23 protein-coding genes and 4 pseudogenes are annotated in these 21,739 nt (G+C 34.5%); 1 reads left to right on the plus strand and 26 read right to left on the minus strand.

The features are described from left to right. The 4 genes and pseudogenes from J7E52_RS25665 to J7E52_RS27555 form a co-directional block, all read right to left on the minus strand. On the minus strand, nt 1–412 hold a 412-nt coding region (locus J7E52_RS25665), incomplete at its 3' end, for a helix-turn-helix domain-containing protein (protein ID WP_214751253.1). Between the two features lie 86 nt (nt 413–498). Further along, nucleotides 499–771 (minus strand): hypothetical protein, encoded by a 273-nt coding sequence (locus tag J7E52_RS25670; RefSeq protein WP_214751255.1) that lies wholly within the window; start codon nt 769–771, stop codon nt 499–501. Between the two features lie 130 nt (nt 772–901). Next, complete coding sequence (locus J7E52_RS25675; RefSeq protein ID WP_214751257.1) at nt 902–1,267, minus strand: CPCC family cysteine-rich protein; 366 nt, start codon at nt 1,265–1,267, stop codon at nt 902–904. A gap of 381 nt (nt 1,268–1,648) precedes the next feature. Continuing rightward, nucleotides 1,649–1,762: pseudogene (locus tag J7E52_RS27555) on the minus strand (integrase); the annotation flags it as partial. A 55-nt stretch (nt 1,763–1,817) separates the two neighbouring features. Here J7E52_RS27555 and J7E52_RS25680 point away from each other — a divergent pair. After that, nucleotides 1,818–2,588 carry a sporulation protein gene (locus J7E52_RS25680; protein WP_214751259.1) on the plus strand — a complete coding sequence of 257 codons (771 nt, stop codon included), beginning with the start codon at nt 1,818–1,820 and terminating at the stop codon, nt 2,586–2,588. 255 nt (nt 2,589–2,843) lie between these two features. On the opposite strand, the gene J7E52_RS25685 is transcribed toward J7E52_RS25680, so the two are convergent. The 22 genes and pseudogenes from J7E52_RS25685 to J7E52_RS25780 form a co-directional block, all read right to left on the minus strand. Continuing rightward, nucleotides 2,844–3,158, minus strand: a complete 315-nt coding sequence (locus tag J7E52_RS25685; protein WP_214751261.1) for a hypothetical protein — start codon at nt 3,156–3,158, stop codon at nt 2,844–2,846. Nucleotides 3,159–3,303: 145 nt separating this feature from the next. Beyond that, the gene (locus J7E52_RS25690) at nt 3,304–4,161 is read right to left on the minus strand and encodes an alpha/beta fold hydrolase (protein WP_214751263.1); all 858 of its coding nucleotides are present in this window, start codon (nt 4,159–4,161) and stop codon (nt 3,304–3,306) included. A gap of 388 nt (nt 4,162–4,549) precedes the next feature. Next, nucleotides 4,550–4,939, minus strand: a complete 390-nt coding sequence (locus J7E52_RS25695; RefSeq protein ID WP_286198084.1) for a hypothetical protein — start codon at nt 4,937–4,939, stop codon at nt 4,550–4,552. Nucleotides 4,940–5,432: 493 nt separating this feature from the next. Beyond that, nucleotides 5,433–5,783: a DUF4181 domain-containing protein gene (locus J7E52_RS25700; protein WP_214751265.1), complete on the minus strand. Its 351-nt coding sequence runs from the start codon at nt 5,781–5,783 to the stop codon at nt 5,433–5,435. A 36-nt stretch (nt 5,784–5,819) separates the two neighbouring features. Further along, on the minus strand, nt 5,820–6,002 hold the full coding sequence (locus tag J7E52_RS25705; protein ID WP_214751267.1) for a hypothetical protein: 183 nt from the start codon (nt 6,000–6,002) through the stop codon (nt 5,820–5,822). Nucleotides 6,003–6,971: 969 nt separating this feature from the next. Beyond that, nucleotides 6,972–7,427 (minus strand): GNAT family N-acetyltransferase, encoded by a 456-nt coding sequence (locus J7E52_RS25710; RefSeq protein WP_214751269.1) that lies wholly within the window; start codon nt 7,425–7,427, stop codon nt 6,972–6,974. A gap of 231 nt (nt 7,428–7,658) precedes the next feature. Further along, nucleotides 7,659–8,159, minus strand: a complete 501-nt coding sequence (locus J7E52_RS25715; protein ID WP_396020320.1) for a DUF6584 family protein — start codon at nt 8,157–8,159, stop codon at nt 7,659–7,661. A 92-nt stretch (nt 8,160–8,251) separates the two neighbouring features. After that, nucleotides 8,252–8,635 (minus strand): hypothetical protein, encoded by a 384-nt coding sequence (locus J7E52_RS25720; protein WP_309476942.1) that lies wholly within the window; start codon nt 8,633–8,635, stop codon nt 8,252–8,254. A gap of 219 nt (nt 8,636–8,854) precedes the next feature. After that, nucleotides 8,855–9,058 carry a cold-shock protein gene (locus tag J7E52_RS25725; RefSeq protein ID WP_096340629.1) on the minus strand — a complete coding sequence of 68 codons (204 nt, stop codon included), beginning with the start codon at nt 9,056–9,058 and terminating at the stop codon, nt 8,855–8,857. 168 nt (nt 9,059–9,226) lie between these two features. Continuing rightward, the gene (locus tag J7E52_RS25730; RefSeq protein ID WP_214751291.1) at nt 9,227–9,421 is read right to left on the minus strand and encodes a sporulation protein Cse60; all 195 of its coding nucleotides are present in this window, start codon (nt 9,419–9,421) and stop codon (nt 9,227–9,229) included. A 250-nt stretch (nt 9,422–9,671) separates the two neighbouring features. Then, a pseudogene (locus J7E52_RS27560) lies at nt 9,672–9,806 on the minus strand (hypothetical protein); the annotation flags it as partial. A 296-nt stretch (nt 9,807–10,102) separates the two neighbouring features. Further along, nucleotides 10,103–10,195 (minus strand): annotated as a pseudogene (locus J7E52_RS25735) (cold shock domain-containing protein); the annotation flags it as partial. A gap of 536 nt (nt 10,196–10,731) precedes the next feature. Further along, entirely contained in the window at nt 10,732–11,193 is a 462-nt protein-coding gene (locus tag J7E52_RS25740; RefSeq protein ID WP_214751292.1) for a CarD family transcriptional regulator, read from the minus strand. A gap of 413 nt (nt 11,194–11,606) precedes the next feature. Next, a complete protein-coding gene (locus J7E52_RS25745; protein WP_214751271.1) occupies nt 11,607–12,101 on the minus strand; it encodes a DinB family protein in 495 nt (164 codons plus the stop codon). A 208-nt stretch (nt 12,102–12,309) separates the two neighbouring features. After that, a complete protein-coding gene (locus J7E52_RS25750) occupies nt 12,310–12,927 on the minus strand; it encodes a LysE family translocator (RefSeq protein WP_214751273.1) in 618 nt (205 codons plus the stop codon). A 163-nt stretch (nt 12,928–13,090) separates the two neighbouring features. Next, on the minus strand, nt 13,091–13,594 hold the full coding sequence (locus J7E52_RS25755; RefSeq protein WP_214751275.1) for a DinB family protein: 504 nt from the start codon (nt 13,592–13,594) through the stop codon (nt 13,091–13,093). Between the two features lie 558 nt (nt 13,595–14,152). Continuing rightward, nucleotides 14,153–14,611: a GNAT family N-acetyltransferase gene (locus tag J7E52_RS25760; RefSeq protein ID WP_214751276.1), complete on the minus strand. Its 459-nt coding sequence runs from the start codon at nt 14,609–14,611 to the stop codon at nt 14,153–14,155. 200 nt (nt 14,612–14,811) lie between these two features. Then, entirely contained in the window at nt 14,812–16,746 is a 1,935-nt protein-coding gene (locus J7E52_RS27565; RefSeq protein WP_396020322.1) for a glycoside hydrolase family 32 protein, read from the minus strand. A 78-nt stretch (nt 16,747–16,824) separates the two neighbouring features. Then, nucleotides 16,825–17,859 (minus strand): annotated as a pseudogene (locus J7E52_RS27570) (glycoside hydrolase family 32 protein); the annotation flags it as partial. A gap of 55 nt (nt 17,860–17,914) precedes the next feature. Next, nucleotides 17,915–18,817: an ABC transporter permease gene (locus J7E52_RS25770; protein WP_225988884.1), complete on the minus strand. Its 903-nt coding sequence runs from the start codon at nt 18,815–18,817 to the stop codon at nt 17,915–17,917. Nucleotides 18,818–18,897: 80 nt separating this feature from the next. Continuing rightward, nucleotides 18,898–20,355, minus strand: a complete 1,458-nt coding sequence (locus tag J7E52_RS25775) for a sugar ABC transporter ATP-binding protein (RefSeq protein ID WP_396020321.1) — start codon at nt 20,353–20,355, stop codon at nt 18,898–18,900. A gap of 188 nt (nt 20,356–20,543) precedes the next feature. After that, a complete protein-coding gene (locus J7E52_RS25780) occupies nt 20,544–21,524 on the minus strand; it encodes an ABC transporter substrate-binding protein (protein WP_286198086.1) in 981 nt (326 codons plus the stop codon). Nucleotides 21,525–21,739: the final 215 nt, after the last annotated feature.

A 21,739-nucleotide genomic window follows, 5' to 3' on the forward strand; every position in this document is an offset into this window, starting at 1 on the left:
TGGCAAGAAGTGCTTCTTGAGAGCCATTAGCTGGCGATTTTTTCTTAGTTTCTTTTTTCATGGATAGACGCCCCTTTTTCTTTGGTTTAAGGGCGTCTATACCTCCTTCCTTAAACTGATTTGCCCAATTCAAAAGTGTAGAATCGGAAGGAAGGTTATAGTGTACAGCGGTCTCGTTGATCGATGCCCCATATTCGTTCATATATTTAAGTACCTCTAGTTTAAAGGGCAGAGTGTAATTTGTATAGGATGAAACAAGTCCTTCCATCCCATGTTTTAGATAGCGAGCGACCCATCTTTTCAGAGGGGATAAACCTACATTTCTTTCTTGAGCATTGGATTTATAGGATTTTTTCCCTTCTAAGTACTCTAAAACTGCATTTGATTTTTCGTCTATTGAATATTTAGTCAAAAAAACTGCACCTCCAATTGTTAGATGTTGTCTAACAATTGGGGTGCAGTTCATGATCAGCCCCTAATATAAAAAATAACGCATCGTTAATTCATTAATTTGTCTATACCCATTCCACAAAACATTATCGTTAGGATGAACCAAAACATATATTCTTTTTTCTTAACAATATAGTTTTCAATTCCTGTTAGAAGGGTGATTATTCCTGCAATTAATCTTAAAATTCCAGAGTAAAAATACTCTATACTGTCATAAGATTGGAAATATAATATTACTGCTAAGATTATCAATGCCCCCTGTATAAACAGAATAGGTTTATTTCTGTCATCCCAAAATTCTTTTCTCAAAAATGAACGCATTATTTTATCTCCTCAATCTAAATCAAAGTCTCTCGTATTATAAACTTTAATGAACTAACCTTCCTCGATAGTTGCACAAAGAAAAAGCTGCCTTAAAGACAGCTCTGGTCTTCAGCTAACCACCGTTAGTTCATTTAGAGACTTCAATTAAAACCTTCTCGTAAGACTTTATTTTGCTCCAAAGTGCCTTATATTCTAACGAATCTGGTTCACACTTGCCTAATTCAACGAACGCACTTATTAAAGACTTTTTTGCTTCAATTTCTTTATCAGTTTGAGTAAATATATTTCTTCTATCTCTATACATAATGAGATTTTCTTTAAAATTTCTTCTTGCTTCTGTAAGAGAGTAATCCCCATTTGGACCACCCCAAACTTGATTTGCATATGGATCGTTTTGTCCATCATCTTCCCAATTACAAAGTTCACATATATCATAAATCCCACGCTCTTTCAATGTTGGAAATCCACAACAAGGACACTTTTCACGTTGCACTAAAATCCCACCCTATTACCTTTGCTTTTTATCTAGAATAAATCCAATAGTTGCCACTAAAATCACTAGAAAGATACCTATACAGGCAGTAACTATGCCTTCTGTTTTGTCTTTTGCATAAAAACAAATATATGTATTAAAAGAGAAAAAAATTAAAAAAATTAATAACTTTGTAACTAAGTTAATTTTATTTATTGCTCTCACAGTAAATCACATTCCTTAATGGTGAATTAACGATAGTAAATTAAAATTATTTGAACCTTTAAGAAAATAATAACAATAAAGAGTAATTATTCATAAGTGTAAAATAATCCATTTCCTTATGGAACTAACCTGCCCCGATAGTTTATTAAGAACAAAATAAAAAGGACCCTTGGTCCCTTAAAAATACTTTCTATACAAGTCTCTCCGCATTGCACCACTTAGATATGCATAAATTTTTGTGGTTTCACTTTTTTCATGGCCCATTAAACTTTGAACCACTTCTAGAGGCGCTCATGAACCTATTATGCTATGCTATTTATAGACTTACAAAGGGGGAATTATGTACATGTCATTTTTTGATAAAATGAAAGCAAGCATCGGAATCGGTGCGGCGAAAGTGGATACAAAATTAGAAAAAGATTCATACAAACAAGGAGAAACGGTAAAAGGGAACGTGTTTGTCCTTGGCGGAAACACCCAACAGGAAATCAATGGGCTGTACATCCATGTGCTGACACAGGTTTTGAGGGAACAGGATGACCGTAAGTATTTAGATGATGTTACCCTTTACAAAATAAAGGTTTCGGATGCATTCGTCATTGAAAAAGGCGAAGAAAAGGTGATTCCGTTTTCCTTGCAACTTCCGTACGAAACGCCAATCACGATAGGGGACGTGTCTGTGTGGATGAAGACGGAAATGGATGTGACGTTCGCATTGGACCCTAAAGATAACGATTATATAAACGTATTTGAAAATGAAACAGTCAGTAGCTTCCTAAAAGCAATCGAATCATTAGGGTTTTACTTGAACAAAGTGAAAAATGTACCCTTCAAACGTAGCAAAACGGGTGTCTTTCAGGAATTCGAATACAAGCCAAAGGGCGGTCCATTCCAAAGAAGCCTTGATGAGGTTGAAATCGGATTCGTCGCGGACGCTCAATCCGTAGATTTATTCATCGAAGTGGACAGAAAAGCAAGAGGACTTTCTGGGTTTTTGGAAAGTGCAGCAGGAATGGATGAATCCAAGATCCGAGTGCAATACAAACATTTCCAAAAAGAAAGTGTAGAAACAGCCAAGCAAGAACTAATGGATATACTATCCCGTTATTCTCGATAAATTGGATTTGCTTATCTGCCTTATATAAACCCCATACATCAGTTAAGATCATACCTGTTTCTCTCCAATCTATACCATATTAATAGACAGTATAGACAAAAGAAGAACTATTATACTAGATTAGTAGATTTTTCATTAAACAATAACACCTGTTAGTTAAAGAAGAAAAACTGCCTTAAGACAGCTCCAATCTTCAGCTAAAGCACCCGTTAAAGGAGTTGCCCTAACAACTCCTTTAAGAACAAAATTTATTTATTAGGCACTAATAATACTGTTTTTATTTTTAAAGTAAATAAACAAATTAAATATGCTTAACCCTAAAATTATAAGAAACAAATATGAGGAAATAACATCTCCTCCTAAATTTAATTCATCAGCTATGTATCCTATAATAATAAGATTAATACCAGAAACAATTATTGAAATTATTGAAGTAATACTAACTGTGAATCCATTAACGAGGTTGCTCCGTTTCTTTTGAACCAATAAAATAATGGTAATAACAATTAAACTAATTATAAAAGTAATAAAAACTAATCTTAAAAAATCGTAGATTTCCAACCCTTCCATAGTCATCCCCCTTATTATCCTTTTCCTATTAATTTTACCACAAAAAACCATTATCCTTATGCAACTAAACTGCCCCGTTAGTTGCATAAAGAGAAAGCTGCCTTAAAGACAGCTCCGATCTTAAGCTAACGCACCCGTTTGTTCATTAAGAATAGGTTTTCGTTGTCAGTCCTTTGTAATCAGAAACCATCTGAAGGAATTTTTGTTTCTCTTCTAAATAAGGTACGTGATTACTTTTTTCAAAAATATAAAGTTTGGAATTTTTTAAACCTGCATTTATTTCTTCAGAAAAAACAAGAGGGCATTGGGCATCGTACCTTCCACAATAAACAATGGTCGGGGTATTAACCTGATACAGTTCATTTTGAATGTCGTAGTTTGGCAAGTCATTAAAGGAATAATAATCTAGCCTTTTTTGTACAACTTTTCCACTGCTCGGTTTTTTAAAATATTCATCCCATCTTTCTATGTTATATAAAGACATATTAGTCCATTCTCTGTTAGCATCCCTTCGCTCTTCAATGGTAGAGTCAGGTGATTTTAGTACGGCAAAAATCTTTTTCAGTTTTTTATTTAGTGGACTACGAGGACTATAAATACTGCCTTCGTGTTCCATATATTTTTTAGTAGCAGTTGCTCCTCCAACTAATAGTTTTGTCAGAGATTTTGGAAACATTGTTGCATAAATTAAACCAAGCATTCCTCCAGTTGAATGCCCTGCAAAGCACCATTTATTATAATTTAAAGCTTTTCTAATAGCCTCTAAATCCTTAGAGGTTTCTTTCATACTCAATTCCTCTTCTATACCTGCTTTGCGAGAGTTTCCTGCTTCTTTTAAGTTTATTAGATAAACTTTGAATTGATCTACAAAAGTGTCGGCGAAATAATAACCTAATTCATTAAACTCACTATATAAATGGGTAATACACACTGGTTCTCCTTTTCCTTGGGTAAAGATCTCAAACTTTCCACGAGATGTACTTATAAACATTCTCTCCCACATAACGGTCCCCCTAAAAATAAAAATGTATATTATTGTAAATTCGGTATTTTTAGAGAAAATCCTTCAAGTTACTGTTGAACTATCCTTCCCCGTTAGTTCCATAGGAAAAAGCTGCCTTAAAGACAGCTCCGATCTTCAGCTAACGCACCCGTTAGTTTAAGTGATAAACATCACAAACAGTGTATTATTCATTTGAACAATATTTTTATTTTAGGCTCTGATAAAGTTGATATTTAAGTCATAAAAAAAGGCCATAAGAATTCTCATGGTCTTATCATATAAAAGCTTATGTTTGTTGTTAATTGAAAAAGTAATGTTATCCACTACTTAATGACGATATTACCTACATACTCAGCAGTACCCTTGTCAGAAAGAAGGTCCAGTTCTATTAGATATTCACCTTTTTCTTTTGGAAAGTTGAAATTGCGTTTTTATCAAGTTCCAATTTTATCTTCTCATCCTGCTGCCATACCCAAATACTTATTTCTTCAACCTTAAAATCTTGACTATCAAAAACAATAGAATCTTGTTGACCAGCATTAACACTTATTTGTTTTTGTTTACTTGCGAGTGCTAGAATATCTTTCGTTTCTTTCTTATATTCTTTATCAGATTGCCAATCTATATTGGCTGCTTTTAATTTGATATCACTTTCAGAGTCAATAGGATTAGTAGCGAGTGTAACGCTAGGGGGTGTAAAATTATAATCCTCTCCAAAGCATCCTGTTAAAGAAAAAGCAAAAAACAATCCAACAATTAAACTTAAAAAGGTTTTCATTTATTTACTCCTTACTTTTCTCCCAGAAATAACTGGAATTCTTTGTTACTCGACGAACCTATAAATAGACAAACGATGGCGGCTACCATATTATTTATTTTTGGTAATAAAGTATTGAAGACAATTATCTAAAATTATACCATAATAAACCAATTCCTTGTAGAACTATACTGCCCCGATAGTTCCATAAGAAAAGATGTCTTAAAGACAACTCAGATCTTCAGCTAACGCACCCGTTAGCCATCCATGAATCGCAAAAATCGGCGATTCACCACAAAGAATGAAAATGGTTAGGAAGTGTCAATACTGATACTGACCTTAATCCAGTCAACCCTAATCCATAGACTAATTAATTAACGCTCTCCTCTTTTTAAAAAAACGATTGAGCAGGGTCTTCTTAAGTATTGTCATTTTTCATTTTTAAAGAAACTTATTTTCATGGTAGTTCATTAAGGACACAGTAAAAATAGCCCCTTATAGGGGGCTGTTTTTATTAAGATAATATTAAATAAAAGCCTATGACCAAAACAAAAAGGTAAATAAACATAGAGTATAAAGTTAAGATGTATTCTTTTTCTTCTCTTTTATATTTCCATTCCATGAAAGCACGAAAACTTAATGAAATAAGAAAGTAGCCAATAAGCCAGGAGATAGGATTATCAACAAACCATATTGATATAAGAAATGCTATTATCATAGCCATTTCAGTCCATCTCTGAAATGGATTGACACCTTTATAAAAAGACCCCTTTCTTTTATCAATCTTCAACTTCTTCTTCAACCAACGTTCAAACACTATTGCAATAATAAAAAAAGCTATAATAAAAATGATGTAATTTAACAAAAAACTCACCTGTCCTGACTACCAATTATAAACAATTTAATGATGTGAATTATTTACCTTGTTCCTTTTTCTAAGCGAAAACCCAGCAGCTAATAAAGATACTGTCGCTAAACCAACTCCAATAATCATAGAATAGTCGAAATAATTTTTAAGTGCCATACCACTAGAAATAGCTACAATAAACAAAAGTAAAAAGAAAACCGTATAATTCTTTTTCATGATTCCTCACCACCCTTTATCGATATTACCAAAAAAAGCAACATCTCCCTTTAAATTATGTAAGTTATTCTTATATCCATATAATACCACATCGGAAACATCTACTTATGCAACTAACCTGCCCCTTTAGTTCCATAAGAAACTCCTATGGCGGCGCTCCTCGCCGCCACCATCTACTACGAAAACCTAAACTCAAAATAGAGTCTAAAGCTGCCTTAAAGACAGCTCCGATCTTCAGCTATTGCACCCGTTAGCTCAAGTACATTTATTCACAAAATTCTTTCATTTTGCTATTTAAATCATCATAATCTTCTTTTTTAAAAGATACAGTTACTCTAGCCAGTCTTTCCGAATTTGGATAGAGGTACATTTGTTGATTGAATCTTATCCCTAAAGGTCCAATTATTCTGTAAATCAGATTTAAAATATTAAAACAATCTAAGTCTACTCCATCTTTTAAATGGTTCTTTATACTAATAACCATTAAGTTATCGATAACTTCAAATTTAGGCTTCTGGGGGGGATATTGTAATTTTACAAACTCTCTTTACTACTTGTTTAAAAATATCTGATTCCCCAATATTTTCCACAAAAAAACACCCCTTATTTTTTAACTTTTTCACTTATTTTCCATCTTAATGCAAATATAACCTTTTTCAACTAACCTGCCCCGTTAGTTGCATAAAGAAAAAGCTGCCTTAAAGACAGCTCCGATCTTCAGCTAACGCACCCGTTGTTATATCTTTAAACAGTAATTCTCTCAAAATATAAATGTAGTTTGTTCTTCCATGAACCTGCCCATTAGCCCAAGAAGCGACTACTCTTCTTGGGCAATCGCACCCTTTCGAAAAACAATTCATATGCTGGAATCTTGTATGCTAACTTTTCAGGCAAATCAGACCCTAATAATAATCAAATATTAATACGCTTTGAATAACGTATTCAAAAAAACATAAAAACTACATGAAATTACTTAATTTCATAGTTCAGCCAAACTGCCTTTTGTGCCCCAATTTTGTCATATAACGATTGGGCAGCAAGATTATCATGTGCTGTTTCCCAAATCATATGAGTATAGTCATTCTCTCTAATATAAGTGACACAGGACTGAAGTAGTTTTTCACCAATTTTTTGTCCTCTTACATCAGGTTTTACAAATAGATCATGAAGGAAAGCCATTCGTTTCACTTCTAATGTATTAAAAGTAAAATATAAAGTGGAAAAACCAACTAAGTGATGCGGTTCCTTTTCTACAACAAACTGGATACCTTCATAGGGATTTTCAAGTAAATGATTGATCAATTTTTTGAGTGAATCATCACTTGGACGAGGACACTTGTAGAAATCAACGATGTACTGGTTCATTAATTCGAGAAGTTGTGGGATATCATGTTTTGCAGCAGTCCTAATATTTACTGTTTCCATATTATTTCTCCTCCCAATTTTAAACTTTTCAATATTAGGACATGCAATTTTAATACCAAAAAATAACAGACATTCTAAAATTAATTCGTATGTTTGTTGAACTAACCTGCCCCTATAGTTGCATAAGAAAAAGAGCTGCTGATCAGTCCTGGTAAAGAAGTAAAGTAAAGCACCCGTTAGTTAAAGAACAAGTACTAGAATAACCCCCCTCTTATAAAGCAAGATAACGGATCAAAAAATCCAGTTTAAAAGAGAGTAAACTCCCAATAATGCAAAGAGAATTGTTAATATTATTATTGAGAAACACCCAAAAATAACTAACTTATCTTTCAATACATCGTCAGGTTGTTCCATCAAATTTTCTTTCACTTTATTTTGTATAGGTGAAATTACCTTATCCAATTCCAGTCTTATTAAAATTTCTCTATCACCTTTAAATTTTAGAGCTCGTGATATTCTGAAAGGATCGTTTCCCAAAGACTTTTCGAACAGAATACAGGCTTTTACCATTTCTGATGTCTTATTCTTTTCTAAATACCAGTAACGACCAGCCATTGAAGGATATTTTAATGCAAAATAGATATCCCCCAACTTTCTGCGGAGTTCTAACTCATTAGGATAGGTTGAAATTAATCCGTGTAGTCTATCCCTTGCTTTCCCTAAATCATTTTTTTCAATGTCCTTTTCTATCTTCTTAATCGTTTTAACAGGTATCTTTTCTATAAAAAACACCTCTTTTATCTTTTTTCTTTACAGTCTTTATTTCTAGATAGTTCAGAATAGTTCCTTCTTCCGCTAACCTGCCCCGTTAGTTGAAGAGGTTATTAATGTTCCTTTGGATTTGTTATTTTGTTTTCAATAAAATATTCAGCCTTATCATTAATAATTTCTATGTAATTGTGCTTTTTAAAAGGTTTAGTATGTTTAAGAATTCTTCTAAGACTCCCTTTTACAACAGTTTTTTTATTAGGAACATCTACAATAACAGTCAAATATACCTTTTCGTTATGTTTTACTACTCCTGTTACTTGACCTTTTTCCAAGTCAACTATATAGTCTGGGACAATCTTCAATTGGGAAAATGATGTCCATCCTGCATTTTTAGGTTTTATTCCAAACAGCAAAAATAACATATCCCTATACAATTCATTAAGTTTATTCATATATATCCCCGCAATAACTTCATCAATCCAATATTCAAGATGCACCCGGAATTTCCCTGCTTGTTCAACTAACCTTCCCCTTTAGTTCAATAAGAAAAAGCTGCCTTAAAGACAGCTCTGATCTTCAGCTAACGCACCCGTTACTTTAAGTGCAATTCATCACAATCTTTATTCCCTACTCCTTTACGAGTGGAGGTTCTTTGTTTCACAGAAAAAAGAAAAGCAGACTCCCATAAAAGAGCCTGCCTTCCCTGTTTTGTAAAATTAAGCAGCTTTACGTACGTTTGAAGCTTGAGGTCCACGTTGACCTTGCTCCACATCAAAAGTCACTGCTTGACCTTCATCTAAAGTTTTGTAACCTTCGCCTTGAATCGCTGAGAAATGAACGAATACATCGTCTCCACCTTCACGTTCGATGAATCCGAAGCCTTTTTCGCCATTAAACCATTTTACATTACCTTTTTCCATTTGTATTGCCTCCTAGTGTGTAAACACACACAATGTAATACTATCCCTGCTCTCAGTGATCATCAAGATGAAAAGTTACAAGTCCTTTACACCGAACAAAAATAATTCTTTTTAATCATAACATTTTTTGTAAGAAATGTAAAGATGCAGAAAAATCCGTTGTGCTCACTATTTCTTTATGATAATCATTGCCGTATATTTTGTATCAGGATTCACTCCATATTCCGTGTGCATGCTTACAGCAAGAGGAACAGCATTGTATTTAACATCTATCAGCTTTCCTTCCTCTAATGAGCCAAGAAAATCATTAACTACCCGTATATGTTCTGCGAAGTCTGTACTTTGAAAACCTATTGCATAAATAAATTTATCCCTCCCTTCATCTAAGAACTCCTATTATTTAAATTCCTTTCACCCGTCTTATTTGTTTGTAAAATTTATGTACTTTTTTTCAACTATTCTGCTTCGTTAGTGCAATAAAAAAGGGATCGCCGCAGCCATCCCAATCTTTAACTCTTGTTCCCGTTAGTTTTAATGAAAAATCTTCACATTTTTTACCTTAACGAAATCTAATCCTTTAATGTGTAGGAACAATCATTTTTTTCACAATAATTTATATTAACAACCAAATTACACCTATAATACCTACAATTAATCCTATAACACCTATTGCCATTCCCTCAAAACCACCAGGCACGAAAATACTAACCAAAATCGTCCCAATCCCTAAAAATATTAATGAATAAGGTAAAGCATAAAGACCTTTGCTTTTACATACGGGACCTTTTTATAGTATCTTCTTGTGGAGAGTGGGTGGTTCCTTTGTTCTTCTAGATGGCAACTTACTCGTTCGAGAAAAGTTGCTCGGGATAGAGTATTGGACAAGTAGTCTCATGGGACAAGGGACCTGTCCCCTCGTCCCATTATTCGGGGAAAACATTGAAGTAAAAGGAAATGAAAAAAGTATACTCAAGTACAAAGCGGTGATTATGCTTGGTCCCCCCTATGATCAGAGTTCATATTTACAAAGGGGTAGGAGATCAATTAAATTTTAGAAACGTTTTCTGCTTGAGAGCCACATTGTCCTTTTAGAATATCAAATTGTACGCGTTGCCCTTCATCAAAGGATTTAAACCCTCACCAGTAATCTTTACTATTGTTATGTAAATAAAATAAAAAATGGTTTCCTGGTCTGGAATCCATTTTTGTAGTTGACCATATGGTGTTACCAATTCGTTTTTCTCTTTTACGTAAAGAAGATAAACAATTACTATTCACTGTCTCAGATGATATAAAAACTTCTTAAAGATAGAGGTGAGATTGATTGTTTTTTCTTCTAGAATAATGACTTAAATAATATATTGTATACCTAAAACAATGAAAGTCCTACCTCTCTTTCATCCTTACGGCTCCTTGTCCGTGCCAGTGTGAATCAGGATTGCAAAAATCAAGTGACGATTTTATCGAGTTATTTGATGAAACTTCAAACGTTAGTAAAAGAAATTCAAATAATAAAAATGGATTAGATTGTAGAAATTACAAAAGAGGTTAATGCTCTAAAGGTGAGTTGGAGAAGTTGAATGTCTTTGAAAAGATTTATTTTTAATAATAAACATATTTCCAAAAAATTCAGGATATTTTCGGGAGATGTAATCAATTTTCTTAAATTAACCTTAACAGAAACTTTTTATTTGATTTTCAGTAATACCTTTAATTAATCCCAGTTCACTAATCAAAAATTCATGTGCGTTATCTAACATTTTTTTTTCGCTTGTATTAAGTGCTTTTTCTTTCTTCATACGCATTAAATCACGTACAACTTCAGTACATTCTTGTATTTTACCCGTTTTTATTTTGTCCGTGTTCACTTTATACCTTTGTTTCCACGGCAGTAATCTATCTGATTCTCCATGATGAAAGATGTTTATGATGTGTTTTAATGCAATTATGTCAGTAACAGGGCGTATGCTTGAACTCAATATTTTACCCGTAGGAATCATGACTTGCATATTACCGATTAACATTTTTATGACATAATACTGTTGTTTTTCCTCTGAGATTTCCTTTTCTTCTATGGCTTTAATTATACCTACTCCATGCATTGGATAAACAATGTTATCGCCAATTTGAAACAAATAATCCACCTCCATATATGGTAACCTTCTTAACCTTAACATATATATTATTTTTTAGCAAAATTTTAATAATATCATAAATTAATTTTCGTTGTCAACTACTTTTTCTTAAAGATCAGAAAAAGCAAAAACAATAGGAATCGTGTCGGATTACCAATAAAGGGAAGGTTGATTTTCCCGCGTATATTCTGAAACCTCTACTAACCTTAATATTATTATTCTTTATAAAACCTTCCTGCGCAAATAACACAAAAAGCGACTGCCTTGTTTTGCAATCGCACCCTTTAGCTTAAGTACACAATTTCACAAACACATTTTGCTCCACAAAACAGTCCTGTAATAGACAATGGAAAAGGCGATGCCACTTTAGAGCATCGCATCCGTTAATGAACAGAAACTGAATAAATTAATATCTATTTGAATTTTTTTTTCGAATGAGAGGAAAGCCCCCGACCGATAAGGTTTGCAGAAACAGGCTTTCTTCCCAATTCTCTTGCCCAAATTGATAATTGTCCTATATGGTGAATTTCGTGAGCAATGGCATGTCGCATAATTTCACCCCAAGTATCAGTTACAAATCTTCCATCTGGCAGGGTATCGTAAAATAATTGCTTTTCCATACTAGCATCCCAGTTGTTCACAAAGTTCTCTACTTCTAAATGATATTCTGCGTCCAATTTTCGAACCTTGTTCAAGCTTTTATAATTATCGAAACTCTCCTGAAAGTCAGTTTTACCCTGTAAGAGACGTATCCAACTCCACTCGACATCAACAATATGGAAAAGTGTATGCAATATACTTCCCATTCCACCCGTTCGGTTTTGCAAAAGCTCTTCTTCACTTAACTCTTCACACCAACGATACCAGTCTTTTCTTACCATCCAGTTATATCTAAAAAGTGTTTGCAATAAAACCCCTCCGCAATAAGAAAATAAATTAACCGTAAAATTTACTTTAGGAATATTAAAAAACCTTATTTAGTATTACAATTTCAACAGACAAAGTATAAATTCCTTGTTCAACTAAACTGCCCCGTTAGTGCCATAAGAAAAAGGCTGCCGCAGCAACCCTTGTTATTGAAGTAAAGCACCCGTTAGTTGAATAAATAACCTTAGATTATCTCTTTTCAAAAGCTAATTTCATTCCTAGGGTTATCAACATAAATCCTGTTAATCGCTGAAATGCAGAAAGAAATGATGGTTTATTGAACCATACTCGCATGTAATTAATCAAATTAACATAGAAAAATAACCATATAAAAGTTAATAAAACTGGTGTTATTCCTATAATAATCATCTGTAATAAAGTATGCTCGCCAGGTACGATAAATTGCGGTAAAAATGACATAAAGAAAATAATGGCTTTAGGGTTAAGTACATTCGAGAACATTCCTTGCAAGAAATAAGAACCTTTGGTTTTTTTCTCCGAAATGGTGATATCCGATGTTAAGTTGGACTTCTTTGAAAAAAGTGTAAATATCCCCATCAAAATAAGAAATGCAGCTCCAGCATATTTTATAATTTGAAAAAGTAAAACAGAGTTAGCAATAATAGCAGATAAACCAAGAACTGCAATTGTTATATGAATTGTAATACCTGCACAAACACCAACAACAGTTTTAAAACCTACTCCTTTTCCCTGAATGAGTGTATTTTTAGTGACTAATACTGTATCAGCACCAGGGGTAAGTACAATCAGTAAGGTTGTTACTACAAATAAATAATAATGATCCATATTCGCCCTCCTCCATTACACTTAATCATCTTAATATTACCATAAAAGAGAGTTATTTAATTTATCTCCTCGTTTGTTGAAGAAGAAAAAGAGGTGCCACAGCTACCTCCATTGTTAAGCTAAAGCACCCGTTAGTTTAAGTGCAATTCTTCACAAACACCTATCATCCATAAGATTTAACTAACTTTATATCTTTTATTTGTTCAATATGTCTTTGCTCGTGTATGTACAGTAATTCAATCCATTGTTCTAAAGATAATTCACCAAATGCAGGATGTTTCGCTGCTTTTTTAGATAGGATAGACTTATCATCGATTGCACGAAGAACATTTAATAAATTTTCCCTTGATTTCGTTAATATATTTAACATATTTTCAACATCAACAGGCTCTTCAGTTGGTTTAGCAATTTCAGGTGATTCAAATTTTTTGGTTCTATCAGAAACCAAATGTATAGGTTTATGGGCGACACTCTCATAGTCTTTATCCTTTAACCCATTTTCTATAGACTTAGAAAACAGACTTTCTGACAAATATAAATGATGGCAAATTTGGGAGATACTCCACTTATCCAGAGCAGGTTTGGCATTTAATTGTTCATAATTCAATGCTTTAACTTCCTCGACTAACTGATTGGTTGATTCTAACAATAAATCAAAAAGATTCATTTTATCTCTCCTTAAAATTCGTAGCATTGTTTAATATAAAAGTCATCCTACTTTAATTTTAACACTTGCTATTAGTAGTTGGTACTAAAAATTGATTGTTCTTTCACTAAACTGCCCCGTTAGTGCCATAAGAAAAAGCTGCCTTAAAGACAGCTCCGATCTTCAGCTAACTCACCTGTTAGCTGAATAAAAAACACTTTATTTACTAAACTCAAGTTCATTGTTTTTGATATTTTGTATTTTGCATTGCCCACAAAACCATAATTAAATTAATAAAAAATAAATTCAATGTAATTCTTTCATGAAAAACAATTGAAATAACATCATTAACAATTAAACTAACTAAAGTTAATAAAACACCTATTAACAATGCATGAACAGATAGTTTTAATATCTTTACTTCTGAAAGTTTTGGTAAATTTAATATTTAATCTCACTCCTTAAACAGCATCGTAAGCATATATAATTACCAATAGCACGATCTTCAGCTAACGCACTCGTTAGTTCAACAAGAAACTCATCTTGTGTTCCTTTTATGTACTTTAAATTCGCCTTAAATTAAATACATTTTTCATACTTAAATAACAAAAGCTTTTCAGTTAGCTGAACTTCTCCTATTTTTTCATAGCCAAATTTCTCATAAAAATATTGATTTCTTTTGTTTAAATATGGAGTATATAAACGCCAAATTTTTATTAATGGAAATTCAGCCTCAATTAATTTCATTATCTTTGTTCCGAGACCTTTAATTTGATAGTCCTTTGCTATGAATAGTTTGTCTAATAACAGTATATTTTCTTTTTTACGGAGATCTATTCCACCGATAATTTTGTTATTTGACCATATTGTGTAATGGATATAGTGTTCTATATTTTCGATTAATTTTTCAGGTGTCTCATTTACAGGAGTTGTATCGTGGTCTTGGTATAACTTATAGTCTTCTGCAAAAGCCTTTTTCTGAATGGTCAACAACATATCTACTTCAGTTAAACTTGTTCTTTTGATGGTAATTTCCACTGTGAGGCACACCCCTTATTTGAATTTCTTTGTTATCTACATATTCTATACAAATTGTGAATTATCCTTGTTGAACTCCCTCAGTTTAATTCGATTTTCCCACAAATGATTTAGGTAAAATGAAAGGCTATCGATCATTTTCGACAGCCTTCATAAACTCTTACTATCAACCCCTCTATAATAGGATTGAAATTTAGTCTTTATCTTTTCCATATACTCTTTAAAGGGTATATTTTCAAAGACTTTAATGTAACTTCTCCACCCTTACTATAAATTTGTAATCCTTTACTTGATGGATCCGGGAAAATTTGATCAGAAATAACCGTTTCACCTTTGTTTCCAAACACTTCTGCAGCAGATCGGTCAATGAAAATATGCATTTTCACAGTCCCATTTAATGCATTTAACGGTCCGTCATGCTTACCAACTACATTGTTCCCATAATCAAAGCTTCCTGAACTTGAACGGTCTACGAATAACTGTTTGGTGGCAACATCATAGCCAATAGTCGTATATTCAGTTGCTCCTTTTCGAACTTGAAAGCCAAATTCAGTTGCTGTTATATCATCTACATCAAACTCAGCTATCATTTCAAATGTATCTTCTGATAGTTTAGATAGGAGGTTACTTTCACCAGATATGACTTTATTTTTATATGAAATTTTTTCACTCTTATCTCGAATGGTTTTTAAAGAAACTGGTGTTTGTTTTAAACGTAAACCTTCATCTGTCTGAGTTAGCTCCATCTTTCTTGGCAATGTCGTTGAACTTCTCCAAGTCGAAGTTGGTGTATTATTTGCATATTGCCAATTACTCATCCAGCCAATCCAATATTTTTCGCCATTTTTACCTTCAATTCCGCTCCAATCTACTGCGGCATAATAATCTGCCCCGTAGTCAGTCCATAACACTTGATCGGAAGGATTTTCATTTTTAAACGTTTTCCCGTCAAAGGTACCTACAAAATATTGCATACCTGACCCGCCTGCAGGAGCGCCATCATTAATGCTTACCTGTAGTACCCATTTTGTTTTTGAAGGGTCACCATCAATTGGTAATTCGATTAGGGTAGGACATTCCCAAATCCCTCCGTTACTACCATGAGTAGAAGGTATCCACTCTCCAGAAACAGCAGACCAGTCTGTAAGGATGCCGCTTTCTTTCGAATCATCTTTCTCAGGCTCTTTGGCAACTTGGTCTACTTCATTTGGCATGGCCCCTTCATTATAAACATTAACATCATCCATGTTTAAATGACCCCAACCACCTGTAGCTTGGTCTACAGCTTTAATATATAACACTTCTCCAATGTATTTAGAAGCATCCCAGACGTATTTTTGATATTTTTCTTCTTTAAATTTGGTATTGGCTTGTCGAATTAATTCTTGATCATCAGAGGCTCTCACTAACGAAACATAGCGGTTGTTGATATCATTACCACCGCCCAACAGAAAGTTGATTTCTCCAGAGCCATCTAGTTTAAAATATGCGGAGTGCAGTTCACCTGTTGCGTCATCTCCCTTTTGAAGATCAGTAAACCCCCATAAGTGGTAGTTTCCTTGGTGGCCGAAATCCCCTCCCCAGTATGATGGTACATTTGTCACATGATCTTTTGTGAAAGCATTACCTTCGATTGTACTCCACCCAGTTAGATCACCTGTCTCAAAATCATGATTAGTAATTTCCTTCTCATTTGTCATGATGTTCTTACCAACTTGAACATCTTGGAATAACGTGGATGAATTCCAAACATTTAAGCCAAAATGCCCTGATGAAAAAGTTGAATCATTTACATCATGAATGAGATTACCATCTAAAGAAATTTTAATATTTTTTCCATGAGTGCTTGCTTTTAAATGGTACCTTTTATCTGTATCTAAATTTATTGTTTTTTCAGCTAGAATGGATATGTCTCCATTTTCGATTTTCATGATTTTTATTGTATCGTTTAAAGCATCGATATTCGCCATATAACCGCTTGTTGCATTAGGATCTGCACGAAAAACGAGCGAGCCAGCTCCATTGCCACCTTTTTCCCCAGATATCTCAATGTTTGCTTCATAAAAAAAGTTATCCCCTGTTTGACCACTCATTACAAAAGCATCCTCCGTAGAGGTTCCACTTTTTCCATCCATCGTGTTCTCCCAGCTTCCGTTTACATCTGTCCATTTTGATAAATTGGTTTCAAAGTTAGATGTATTCTTGAACTCCACATTTCGAAAGGCAGCCGTTGAATTCCACGCTGACAATCCATAGTATCCATAATCGAATTCTATATCTGTTTTTTTTATAACAGATTGATCGTTTACAGAGACTTGAATTTGATCCCCATCTGTTTCCACCTTCACATGGTAGGTAGTTGAAGTTTTGAGGGTAAAAGGTTTTCTCGCAATTTCCTCGTTTGTTCCATCTACATTCTTACTTAATGTTATGACATCGTTTTTGGCATCTAAGCTCGCAACATAGCCGTTCTTTGCACTCCTATCTGACCGAAAAACTAAACCGCCTGTCCCTTCTCTCCCATTCTTCTCATTAAGGGTAATATCTCCCTCATAGCTAAATGATTCACCTGTCTGGGATGACATGGTATAAGAAGTTCTGTCTAAGCTATTTGCTTGTATTCCACCATCTTCGCCGAATTCACTTGCATACTCCCACTCTTTTAAATTAGGTGAGGTATAAAACATGATCTTATCCTTAGCCGCTAACGACATAACCCATTGGTTTGATTCTTCATGCCAAAATACTTTAGGATCGCGCCAATCTTGTATAGGAGGGTCTGGCATTACGGGATTCCCTTTATACTTTTCCCAAGTTCTTCCTTTGTCTAGGCTATACGCTATACTTTGGACTTGCTTATCCCCTGCATGCGTAAAGATGGCAACCATTGCTTCTTTTCCAAAGCCAGCTGTATTGTTCCAATCAATAACAGCACTCCCCGAGAAAATCTGACCGTTTTCATCCGGCGATAAAGCAATCGGCAAATGCTCCCAATTAACAAGATCTTTACTGACAGCATGCCCCCAATGCATCGGCCCCCATGTCGTTCCATACGGATGATATTGATAAAACAAATGATATTCACCTTTATAAAAAACCATACCATTCGGATCATTCATCCAGTTAGCTTCAGGAGAAAAATGAAATTGATTACGGTATGGTTCATTATAATACCCAGGGTCTTCTGCATATGCACTATTAAATGGTAAACAAGTGACAGTTGAACATATTAGTAGAATACTAATAATCCTCTTCACTTTTATTTCACATCCCTTTTTTAAAATCTAAAATGACATGTGATCGTTATGCTGGACTATTTCCGCGCAATCGATCTAATAAAACGGCTGCTACAATAACTCCACCTTTTACAACTAACTGCCAATAATAGTTGACATCCATTAGAGTTAACCCATTACTGATTACCCCCATAATTAAAACCCCAATAATTGTTCCTATTATTTTCCCTTTTCCACCTGTTAAACTTGTTCCTCCTAGAATAACAGCAGCAATTGCGTCTAATTCATACATTTGACCAGCAGTTGGCTGTCCAGAAAACAACCTTCCCGCTAAAACGACTCCTCCTAAACCAGCTAGTAAACCACTAATCGAATACACATTGATTAAAGACTTTTCAACCTTAATTCCAGTTAACCGAGCTGCCTCTTCATTGCCACCAATCGCATAAATATGACGACCAAACATCGTATATTTAAGAACAAAAAACATCACAACATATACTAAAGACATGATATAAATAGGAGTGGGGATTCCAAAAATACTTCCACCACCTATGAATTTAAATGTTTCGTTTTGTAAAACAATTGGATAACCACCACTAATGACATAAGCGAGTCCACGAACATATGTGAAGCTGCCTAGTGTAACAATAAATGCTGGTAACTTTGCTTTGGCTGTGAGAAATCCATTAATCAGTCCTACTGCATACCCTACTAGTACGCCTGATAACATCGCAATTATAGGATTAACTCCTGCAGAAGAGACCATGACTGAGATAACGCCAGATAGAGCAACTGTTGCACCAACTGATAAATCAATTCCACCAGTTAAAATAACAATTGTCATCCCAGCAGCTAAAATAGCAATAATAGAAACTTGTTTTAATACATTCAATAAATTGGCTGTATCTAAAAAGTTTGGTGCTGTAAATGAAAGTACTACACACAATAATAATAAAATCATGATCATGCCAAGCCTATTCCATAAAGAATAAAGGACATTTCCTATATTTAGGCGTTGTGAATGTGTAATAGTTTGCGTATTCCCTCTCATTTCTCTCTCCCCCCTTTGGTAGCTAAACGCATAATTGTTTCCTGTGTAGCTTCTTCCTTTGAAAGCTCGCCTGTTAACCTTCCTTCACTCATGACAAGTATTCGATCACTTACCCCCAATACTTCAGGAAGTTCAGATGATATCATTAAAACGGCCAATCCTTCATCTGCAAGCTTTGAAACAATCTTGTGGATTTCAGTCTTGGCACCTATATCAACCCCTCGTGTTGGCTCATCAAGTAGTAATACCTTTGGTGCAATTGATAGCCACCTAGCGATCACTACCTTTTGTTGATTCCCACCACTTAAGTTTGATACTTGCTGTTCTGGGGAAGCTATTTTTATATTTAAGTCTTCAATATATTGGTTAGCGCTTTCATTTGCTTGCTTCCAACTAACAATTCCCGCTTTAGCATGTTTTTTCAATTCAGCCATTATGATGTTCTCTTTTACGGACATTGATAAAAATAACCCTTGTTCTTTCCTGCTTTCAGGTACATGTGCAATCCTATTAGCAATAGCATCTATTGAGGATTTGATTCTAACAGATTGACCATCAACCAATATTTCGCCACTTTTCAACTCGGACAAACCGAAAATAGCCCTTACCAATTCTGTTCTACCAGCTCCAACAAGCCCCGCTAAACCAACAATTTCACCTGGGTAAATTTTTAAAGATACATTCTTTACAATTGTGTTATCAGAAACATTTTTCAATTCAAGTACAGGTGAAACTTCCTTTGGATTTTTTGTACCAAAAGCTTTTGACCGATTAAACAAGTCCTTTAAATCCCGTCCTACCATTAGCTTTACGAGATGATCAGGATTTGTCTCTTCAATCGGCCCACTTGCAATCCATTCACCGTCACGTAATACAGTGAACCTATTAGAAATTTTAAAGATTTCTTCCATTCTGTGAGAGATATATACAATAGCAACTCCCTGCTTTTTCAAATCATCAATAATTTCAAACAGCTTTTTTATTTCTTTATCTGTTAAAGAGGCGGTTGGTTCATCCATTATGAGTACCTCTGCATTAAAGGATAATGCTCGAGCGATCTCGACCATTTGTTGTTGAGCAACACTTAAGGTCGAAACCAATTGGCGTGGATTTAGATTCGACCCCATTGAATCTAACACGTCTTGGGCACGTTCATGAACCTCATCCCATTTCACCATTCCTAAACCATTTCTAGGAAAGGTCGAACCCATTAAGATATTTTCACTTATTGTTAAATTAGGAGAAAGGTTTAACTCCTGATGAATAACACTAATTCCTTTGTTCCTTGCATCAGTAGGGTCCTTCCATAAAATTGGTTGACCTTTTAAGTAGATTTTCCCACCATTGTCATCAGGTGTATGAATGCCTGCGAGGATTTTCATGAAAGTTGACTTTCCAGCGCCATTCTCTCCCATTAATGCATGTACTTCACCTGGATAAAGTTCAATTCTCACATTGTTCAATACGGTTACACTTGAGAACGTTTTACTAATCCCTTCCATATTCAACACTGGCTTTTTTAGACTTTGTTGGCCTTTAAGGGACATTTCATTGACAGCCATACCTTTATCTCACCCCTTATTTTGATTTGAATAGGCTGATTAAAGGAGGAATCCTTATCAGCCTATTTATTGAAAGATTCTTACCAACCTTGGTAAGAATCTAATGTATCTTGAGTTACAATCTCAACTGGAACTTTAATAAGCTCCTCAACTTCTTCACCATTTTTCACTTTCATTCCGATTTCAACAGCTTTTTTGATCATGTTACTAGGTGACTGAGCTGAAGTTGCAGCAATTGTACTTCCTTCCTTTGCCATTGCTTCTGTGGCTTCAGGAGCACCGTCTACTCCGACAATGAAAAATTCATCTTTACGATTCGCTTGCTCTTGAGCAATTTCAACACCAATTGCTTCTGGATCATTAATCGCAAATACAGCGTCAATAGAGCCTGATGAATGAGCTTGTAAAATACTTTCCATCACCGTTAATGCCTTTTCGCGATTCCCTTCTCCATTTTGCTTCGCAATTACTTTAATTTCGGAATCCTTTATTGCATCTTCAAATCCTTGAATACGATCAGATACAGCCGAAACAGGAGGTCCATCAATAATAGCTATTTTTCCTTTTCCACCTAATTGTTCAATCACATATTCTCCGGCTAGTTTACCAGCTTGATAGTTGTCTGAAGTAACAGTGGCATCGACACCACCTTCAGCATTAGTATCTACAGCAACTACTGGAATATCAGCAGCTTTGGCCTGTTGAACAGCTGCCGCAATTCCTTTTGTATCAACAGCATTTAAAAGAATAATATCTACCTTTTTCGTAATAAAGTTTTCAATTTGAGCTGCTTGTTTTGCTAAATCATATTCAGCGCTTTCAACTAGAACTTCAGCACCTAATTCTTTTCCTGCTTCTTCAGCACCTTTACCCATGGAGACGAAGAAAGGGTTTGCTAAACTACCCACCGCTACACCGATCGTTAATTGTTTGTTACCTTCTTGTCCTTCGTTACCGTCTGTTGATCCATTTGATGATTCACTAGCCCCACTACATGCCGTCATCGCGGCAATTACAAACGCCAAAACTAGTATTCCTAGCATTTTTACATATTTCACCATATTAATCCCCCTAGTTTTTGAAGATGAAAATAATTAGCTACAGAACGAGAAATTGTTACCGCTCTCTTAAACTAGATCACCTCCTTAAATGAATATTTTTGGTTGAAATAATGGAAATATGGTTGATTTTGATAGTTTTTTCACATTGACATCTTAATTGATTGATAACGCTTTCATCTTTTGTATAACAATATAATTACCCTTTACACATTAGA

Origin of the sequence: Bacillus sp. ISL-34, assembly GCF_018613325.1 — a bacterium.
Classification (GTDB): domain Bacteria; phylum Bacillota; class Bacilli; order Bacillales; family DSM-1321; genus Peribacillus.

Excerpts from the sequence above, each read along its gene's own strand:
- J7E52_RS25670 (WP_214751255.1), bottom strand. The coding sequence starts at position 771 with ATGCGTTCATTTTTGAGAAAAGAATTTTGGGATGACAGAAATAAACCT.
- J7E52_RS25680 (WP_214751259.1), top strand. The coding sequence starts at position 1,818 with ATGTCATTTTTTGATAAAATGAAAGCAAGCATCGGAATCGGTGCGGCG.
- J7E52_RS25685 (WP_214751261.1), bottom strand. The coding sequence starts at position 3,158 with ATGGAAGGGTTGGAAATCTACGATTTTTTAAGATTAGTTTTTATTACT.
- J7E52_RS25690 (WP_214751263.1), bottom strand. The coding sequence starts at position 4,161 with ATGTGGGAGAGAATGTTTATAAGTACATCTCGTGGAAAGTTTGAGATC.
- J7E52_RS25695 (WP_286198084.1), bottom strand. The coding sequence starts at position 4,939 with ATGAAAACCTTTTTAAGTTTAATTGTTGGATTGTTTTTTGCTTTTTCT.
- J7E52_RS25705 (WP_214751267.1), bottom strand. The coding sequence starts at position 6,002 with ATGAAAAAGAATTATACGGTTTTCTTTTTACTTTTGTTTATTGTAGCT.
- J7E52_RS25710 (WP_214751269.1), bottom strand. The coding sequence starts at position 7,427 with ATGGAAACAGTAAATATTAGGACTGCTGCAAAACATGATATCCCACAA.
- J7E52_RS25725 (WP_096340629.1), bottom strand. The coding sequence starts at position 9,058 with ATGGAAAAAGGTAATGTAAAATGGTTTAATGGCGAAAAAGGCTTCGGA.
- J7E52_RS25750 (WP_214751273.1), bottom strand. The coding sequence starts at position 12,927 with ATGGATCATTATTATTTATTTGTAGTAACAACCTTACTGATTGTACTT.
- J7E52_RS25755 (WP_214751275.1), bottom strand. The coding sequence starts at position 13,594 with ATGAATCTTTTTGATTTATTGTTAGAATCAACCAATCAGTTAGTCGAG.
- J7E52_RS27565 (WP_396020322.1), bottom strand. The coding sequence starts at position 16,746 with ATGGATGGAAAAAGTGGAACCTCTACGGAGGATGCTTTTGTAATGAGT.
- J7E52_RS25770 (WP_225988884.1), bottom strand. The coding sequence starts at position 18,817 with ATGATCATGATTTTATTATTATTGTGTGTAGTACTTTCATTTACAGCA.
- J7E52_RS25780 (WP_286198086.1), bottom strand. The coding sequence starts at position 21,524 with ATGGTGAAATATGTAAAAATGCTAGGAATACTAGTTTTGGCGTTTGTA.